Here is a 3191-nt window from a genome sequence, read left to right on the forward strand (position 1 = left end):
CTCCCTCGAGGTGATGGCTGGTGGTCAGAGACCGCCATCGTCGAGGGGGCCCCACCGTCGTCGGCGGAGCCACACGGGTGGGGAATTTCAGTGAGCAGGTCTGGGGAGTTTCACCTGAGCGTCATCACCGTCAGATAACCGTGTCATGAACGTACCCCGCGGCCTTCCGGATCCACCGTCGACGACACCGATGACACATCTGAGCCGGTAACGGATAAGCCGGCGGACGGGTACCACGAGTGGCAGCAGATCGACGAGGCCGGCAAGGAGAAGCAGCCGTACTACCTGCATGACGAGGACGGCGCGCTATTGGCGTTCGGCGGCCTGTACGAGTGGTGGAAGGACCCCGAGCTGCCGGAGGACCACCCGGAGAAGTGGCATTGGACCAACACCGTCCTGACCACCACGGCCTCGGACGCCTGGGGCACGTGCACAACCGATCTCCGGTCATCGTGCCGGCCTGACATGCTCGCTGATTGGCTCAACCCAGGCATCACCGACCCGAAGGACGTGCGCGGGATGGTCGCCGCCATGCCTGAGCCGCACCTGGTCCCCGCGCCCGATCGGCAAGGCGGTCGGCAATGTGCGGAACAACGGCCCGCAGCTCGTCGAGCAGGTCGAGTTCTAGCCGACTGGCTTGGGGGTCACACCGAGACGCCGAGCAGCTGCGGCACGAACACCTCGCGTACGAAGTCGACGCTGGACTGCGGTAGGGAGCCGGTGGGGCCGGTCTCCTGCACGGTCACGTAGGCGACGTGGGAGCCGTCGTCGGAGCGCACCCGCATGTCGACCGCCCACTCGGTGACGCGCGTCATCGCGGTGCCACCTCGGACCTCGACGGGCTCGTAGCCAGGGCCTCCGGGGACCTCGCCCTGCGGGACGTCTTCCTCCCATGCCCTGATCTGCCCGGCCGCCTTCTCGCCGAGATGGAGAGTGAAGGCGAGACCAGTCCCCGTCGTCCTGTCCTCGTAGTAGCCGTCGATCATCGGCGTGCTGCCGGAATCGATGCGCTCGATGCGAATCGGGATGAAGCCGCTGCCCTGCACGAGCGCCTTGTACGGCGCCGCCTCCTCCGCCCTCAGCGGCTCGCTCGTCCGTGTGGGGTACTCGGGCGGTGCCGCAGTGGGGACGGCAGCCTCGCTGGCGGCGACCGGGTCGGTCGTAGTGGTGTCGGTCACCGAGGATGTCGTGGGCCCTACGGACGGGGCGGAGGTGGATGCCGTGTCCGGCCGGTCCGCTTGGGCGGCTCCGCAGCCGGTGAGTAGGAGTGCGCACAGCGCTACCGCGCTGGGAAGGGACTTTCTCATCACCGCTCCTCGGGATTAGGGGATCAGCCTCGAACCCCAGTTGCAATCTTAATGTGCAATGCGTGCCAAGGGGGGATTCCGTTGTGATGGTTCAATGTGAAGTCGCAGCGCTTCTGTGGAAGTGCTCTCTTTCTGCGCGGTCTTCCGCGGTGGACTCCAGCTCTCCGCGTGCCTCGGCGTAGTGGGTGACCGTCACTGGGCGTTGTCGGAGGTGGCAGCCCAAGGCGGTGGCGGGCGGTGGGGCGCACCCCGCCAGCCTGCCGATGGGGCCGCAGCCGATCTCGCCGCACTCGAGCAGCGCGTCGGCGTAGCCGGGGAAGATCACGCCCCAGATGCCGGGGCTTGAACGCTGCGGTGAACCAGAGCAGTGTCACGGCGGCTAGAGCCATCCGTGTTTGGAGGCGGCCGGCTGTGCGGTCCACGAGGGGGCGCGCTGGGATGTGGGCCCGTGCGTCTCCTTATCGCTCCAGCTGGAGGGTTGCGTCATATGGGCCGCCGCGGAGGGTGGGGTAGCGCAGCGTGAGGTGACCATCGGGGTCGGTCTGGACCCGGTAGTGACCGTCACCGAAGGGGTTGTACATCTCGCCGGAGAGGCTCTGGCCCGCCTCACGGAAGAGGAAGGGGTTGGTGGCGACGTAGAAGGTGTAGCTGGTGTCGCCGAGGCCCGAGGTCGCCTCTACGGCCCAGTGTCGATCGGTGCCGGGGGTGTGCAGGCGGGTAACACCCTCGAGGGCGACCCACGTAATTGAGCCGAAGATGACCAGGGCGGCGAGGATGCCACCAACAATGGCGACGAGCGTGAGGAAGATGGCCGTGAGCCGGGCGAGCCGGTCGCTCTGGGCGTAGAGCTTGCGGGCGGCGACAGCAGTGAGCCCGCACGTGCCGGTACCGACGATCCCCCACGCGAGGAACTCCAAGGCGAAGTGCGGTACGGGCCCGACGATGACGGTCCACCCGCGGGCGCTGAGGAAACGGAGAACGGCAATGACGAGCCCGCCGAGGGCGATGAAAGTGCCCGCCACCCGAACCGGCCAACGGTTGGTAGAGGTGACGGCGGGACTGTTGGCGGTATCGGTCATTTCTTTCCCATCCACAGTGGCTTGGAATGCACCGTACGCGCGCCGAGCGGGGGAAACGTGCGCGGGTGGGTGAGGAAGTGGTGAAGGTTCCACAGCCGCGCCGTCGACAAACGTCATCTGATGGTTATGGGCTTGTACCCGTACCGTCCGGGACATTCGGGCCACTCTGAACCTGGTAGCCGTACGCGCTCGACTTCGAAGTTGCCGTCCGCGAGGACGGTTCCTTGTCCCTGTGCCCGGATGGTGATCTCGTGGAGATTTCCACGAAGTTCGTTATCGCCCTGCAGGTAAGGGGCATCCTGAGGGACGAGCCAGATGCATGGGTTCCGCCGTCGGCGCGGATGCGGTCGTCTGCGTGGGCCCTGTCGTCTGGGTGGGTTCGCCGGGCATGTGCCAATTCGAGGAGCGCGACACCCGGGCACGCATCGCCGGCGAGACCGCCGGCGGCCCTGGGCGGCGGCCTTCATGTGCTAACTCATGTGCTACCGGCCCTGTAGATCGGTGAATCACGACGTTGTCATCCAGCGATCGACCCGGCCATTCCCCAGTGTTTGCGCGGCAAAACGCCGATTCGTGATCCCGCCCGCGCGGGGCTGGCGAGCAGTTCAACGCCCCTGCGCTACCCAGCGCGACCGCGGCGTCCCGGAGGGAGCAACCCACGGCTGCGGGCCTTCGCGACCCAGCCCTGTGCGGTGCTGAGGGCGACGCCGTTGACTTGCGCCATCGTCGCTGACGGATTGTCGTCACCCTGGCCGGAGAGCTTGCCGTGTTGTAGTGCGACGAGTTCGTAGAAGTCGGGCACCTG

4 protein-coding genes are annotated in these 3191 nt (G+C 66.9%); 1 reads left to right on the top strand and 3 read right to left on the bottom strand.

Annotated features, from left to right (window positions below):
- Positions 1–249 precede the first annotated feature (249 nt).
- Positions 250–750 (top strand): SOS response-associated peptidase family protein, encoded by a 501-nt coding sequence (locus GD970_RS21240; protein WP_152204875.1) that lies wholly within the window; start codon positions 250–252, stop codon positions 748–750.
- Here GD970_RS21240 and GD970_RS21245 read toward each other — a convergent pair.
- The 3 genes from GD970_RS21245 to GD970_RS22415 all read right to left on the bottom strand — a co-directional run.
- On the bottom strand, positions 645–1178 hold the full coding sequence (locus GD970_RS21245) for a hypothetical protein (protein WP_152204873.1): 534 nt from the start codon (positions 1176–1178) through the stop codon (positions 645–647). The genes GD970_RS21240 and GD970_RS21245 overlap by 106 nt on opposite strands.
- A 587-nt stretch (positions 1179–1765) precedes the next feature.
- Positions 1766–2386 (bottom strand): hypothetical protein, encoded by a 621-nt coding sequence (locus GD970_RS21250; protein WP_152204874.1) that lies wholly within the window; start codon positions 2384–2386, stop codon positions 1766–1768.
- 619 nt (positions 2387–3005) lie between these two features.
- A partial coding sequence (locus GD970_RS22415) for a hypothetical protein (RefSeq protein ID WP_226925414.1) occupies positions 3006–3191 on the bottom strand: 186 nt, incomplete at its 5' end.

The sequence above is a fragment of the Georgenia thermotolerans genome (assembly GCF_009193185.1).
GTDB lineage: Bacteria > Actinomycetota > Actinomycetes > Actinomycetales > Actinomycetaceae > Georgenia > Georgenia thermotolerans.

What these genes read in the sequence shown, in the direction of transcription:
- GD970_RS21250 (WP_152204874.1), bottom strand. Translation starts at nt 2,386, where the DNA reads ATGACCGATACCGCCAACAGTCCCGCCGTCACCTCTACCAACCGTTGG.